The sequence below is a fragment of the Dietzia sp. DQ11-38-2 genome (genome assembly GCF_014145055.1).
Lineage (GTDB): Bacteria > Actinomycetota > Actinomycetes > Mycobacteriales > Mycobacteriaceae > Dietzia.
Genome location: NZ_JAALDW010000177.1, coordinates 1 through 3,151, shown reverse-complemented (window position 1 = coordinate 3,151; position 3,151 = coordinate 1). Strand labels below are relative to the sequence as shown.

At 69.9% G+C, this 3,151-nt stretch carries 3 protein-coding genes and 1 pseudogene; all 4 read left to right on the top strand.

Features of this window, described 5'->3' with window-relative positions:
• A pseudogene (locus G6026_RS06800) lies at positions 1–185 on the top strand (hypothetical protein); the annotation flags it as partial.
• A gap of 154 nt (positions 186–339) precedes the next feature.
• Entirely contained in the window at positions 340–1,137 is a 798-nt protein-coding gene (locus G6026_RS06795; protein ID WP_182612723.1) for a hypothetical protein, read from the top strand.
• Positions 1,118–1,681: a dCTP deaminase gene (dcd, locus tag G6026_RS06790; protein ID WP_182612722.1), complete on the top strand. Its 564-nt coding sequence runs from the start codon at positions 1,118–1,120 to the stop codon at positions 1,679–1,681. Before G6026_RS06795 ends, dcd begins: the two co-directional genes overlap by 20 nt.
• A 129-nt stretch (positions 1,682–1,810) precedes the next feature.
• Entirely contained in the window at positions 1,811–3,145 is a 1,335-nt protein-coding gene (locus G6026_RS06785) for a UDP-glucose/GDP-mannose dehydrogenase family protein (protein WP_182612721.1), read from the top strand.
• Positions 3,146–3,151 lie beyond the last annotated feature (6 nt).

Below are 3,151 nucleotides of genomic sequence, written 5' to 3'. Positions count from 1 at the left end.
TCGCGCTGCGCAGCGGCCACCAGATCGCGGGCACCGACCCGTGGATCGTCGGCGTCGACAGTGCCGGCCTGGATCTCTCGATCGGGTCCGTGACCGGGTCCAGAGTGATCGAACGACTGCCGTTCTCGGGGTTCTGCCGCGATTCCGGGGATCTTCTGGCCGAGATCGCCGCCCTCGGGGGGTAGGGCCGGAGGACGTCACTTCGCCGCATACTCTTGCCAAAAAGGTAAGCCTTACCTAAGTTAGTCGCTGCGGGTAGTCACGTCCCCGCCCCCGGACCGTTCCGGCGCTGTTCCCAGAGGCGCCGGAACGGTGCGGGAACGACCACGAGGAGTTGGCATGCGATCACTGGTGGGGCCTGTGCCGGAGCCCGCGGAACGAGTGAGCTCGGCGCTACGCCGGTGCCCCCGGGCGACCCTGGGTCTCCTCTCCGCCACGAGCGGTTCTTCATCCGTGGCCGCCATGCCCGCACCAGAGGTGACCCTGGTGCACCAGGTACCCGGGACCGCCGACCTCTGGGTGGCGCTCCCGACGGCACACGCGGGCGCGATCGGCGTCGGGGGAGCGACGGCCCGACTTGAGGTCCTGGACGAGATCATCGGAGGCGCCGCCGAGGGGCGGTGTCGACGCATCGTCGTCGTCGAGGGGCGTGTGGAACTGCCGGGCGTGCGCGCCCAGCGACGCACCGCGGGTGAGATCGCCCGCGACCTCCCCGACACCGTCCTGCTGGACGTGGGCACCGGTGTCGCGCTGGTGCGGCTCCGAGCCGAGCGGATCGTGCTGACCGACGACGACGGCGTGACCGACATCGACCCCGAGGATCTGGCGACGTCCGGGCCCGACCCCTTCTCCGATCTCGAGGGACACTGGCTCGCCCACCTCAACGACCCGCGCTGCCAGGTGGTGCCGCGCATGGCGCTGCGCGTGTGCCGATGCCTGCCGGCCGAGCGCCCGCTGCTGGTCGGGATCGACCGGGCGGGGGTGGACATCGAGCTGGTCGGACGAGACGGCCGGATCCGCCGCGAGCGGCTGCCCTTCGCCGAGGCGTGCGTGGGGGTCACGGAGTTGGGCACCCAGCTCCGACTGCTCGCCGGGGGGTCGCGATACCCTCTAGATCGTGCTGCTCTCCGACCGTGACCTCCGCTCCGAGCTCGCCGACGGGCGGCTCACGATCGACCCCCTGGACTCCTCGCTGATCCAACCGTCGAGCATCGACGTCCGTCTGGACAGTCTGTTCCGCGTGTTCAACAACTCGCGCTACACACACATCGATCCGGCACAACAGCAGGACGACCTCACCGAACTCGTCGAACCCGCCCAGGGGGACCCGTTCGTGCTGCATCCGGGAGAGTTCGTCCTGGGGGCGACCCTCGAACGCCTGGCCCTGCCCGACGACCTCGCGGGTCGGCTCGAGGGCAAGTCCTCACTCGGCCGACTGGGTCTGCTCACGCACTCCACCGCCGGGTTCATCGACCCGGGGTTCGAGGGGCACATCACCCTTGAGCTGTCCAACGTGGCGAACCTGCCGATCACGCTGTGGCCGGGCATGAAGATCGGCCAGCTGTGCCTGTTCCGGTTGTCCAGCCCCGCCGAGGTCCCCTACGGCACCGCCGTGACGGGCTCCAAGTACCAGGGACAGCGCGGTCCGACCGCCTCCAAGGCGTACCTCAACTTCCGCTGACCGGGCCCCTCCGAGAACCGGGTCGTGTCGGAACCGGGCCGTCCCCGAGCCCGCCCCTGCAGCAGGACGCTCGTCCCGCGTTAACCCCGGTGTTCCCGGGATGTCGCCCGCGGCCAGTAGAAGTGGACCATGCGTATGACTGTGTTCGGGACCGGGTATCTGGGTGCGACCCATGCCGCGTGTATGGCGGAGTTGGGTCATGAGGTGCTGGGTGTGGATGTGGACGAGGCGAAGGTCGAGCGTCTTCGGTCGGGTGAGGTGCCGTTCTACGAGCCGGGGTTGCCGGAGATCCTGAGGCGGCAGGTGGAGGCGGGTCGGGTGCGGTTCACCACGGACTATGCCGAGGCCGCGCAGTTCGCGGACCTGCACTTCATCGGGGTGGGTACTCCGCAGCGCAAGGGGGAGTTCGCGGCCGACACCTCCCATGTGGAGGAGGTGGTGGCCCGGTTGGCGCCGTTGTTGACGGCGGATGCCGTGGTGGTGGGCAAGTCGACGGTGCCGGTGGGGACGGCGGCGCGGTTGCAGGAGATCGCCGATGCGCACGTGCGCGGCGGGGTGCGGGCGGAGGTGGTGTGGAACCCGGAGTTCCTGCGGGAGGGTTTCGCGGTGGCCGACACGCTCACGCCGGATCGGATCGTGATCGGGGTGCGTGAGCCCGGTGGCCCGGTCGAGGAGGTGGTGCGCGGGGCGTATGCGCCGATCCTGGACTCGGATCCGTGTCCGGTGATCGTGACGGATCTGGCCACGGCGGAGTTGGTCAAGGTCAGCGCGAACGCGTTCCTGGCGACCAAGATCAGTTTCATCAACGCGGTGTCGGAGGTGTGTGAGGCGGCGGGCGCGGATGTGACGGTGCTGGCCGATGCGATCGGGATGGATCCGCGGATCGGGCGGCGGTTCCTGGGGGCGGGGCTGGGGTTCGGTGGGGGGTGTCTGCCCAAGGACATCCGGGCGTTCATGGCCCGCGCGGGAGAGTTGGGTGCCGATCAGGCGATGTCGTTCCTGCGGGAGGTGGACTCGATCAACATGCGTCGCCGGGAGCGGATGGTGGATCTGGCGACCGAGGCGTGTGGGGGGATGTTGATCGGTAAGACGATCGCGGTGTTGGGGGCGGCGTTCAAGCCGGACTCCGACGACGTGCGGGATTCCCCGGCGTTGAACGTGGCGGGGATGCTCTCGCTCAAGGGGGCGCAGGCGGTGGTGTACGACCCGCAGGCGTTGGACAACGCGCGGGCGTTGTTCCCGACGTTGACGTATGCGGGGTCGGCGATCGAGGCGTGTGAGGGCGCGGACGTGGTGGTGGTGGCCACGGAGTGGCCGGAGTTCCTCGGGTTGGACCCGGCCGCCGTGACCCGGGTGGCGCGGGGGCGGATCATGCTGGACGGGCGCAACTGCATGCCCGCCGAGGCCTGGCGCGCGGCCGGGTGGACCTACCGCGCCCTCGGGCGCGGGGTGGGCATCTCCTGACCGGTC

Bases quoted from the DNA above. Each gene is read 5' to 3' on its own strand.
- G6026_RS06785 (WP_182612721.1), top strand. From the start codon at position 1,811: ATGCGTATGACTGTGTTCGGGACCGGGTATCTGGGTGCGACCCATGCC.
- G6026_RS06795 (WP_182612723.1), top strand. From the start codon at position 340: ATGCGATCACTGGTGGGGCCTGTGCCGGAGCCCGCGGAACGAGTGAGC.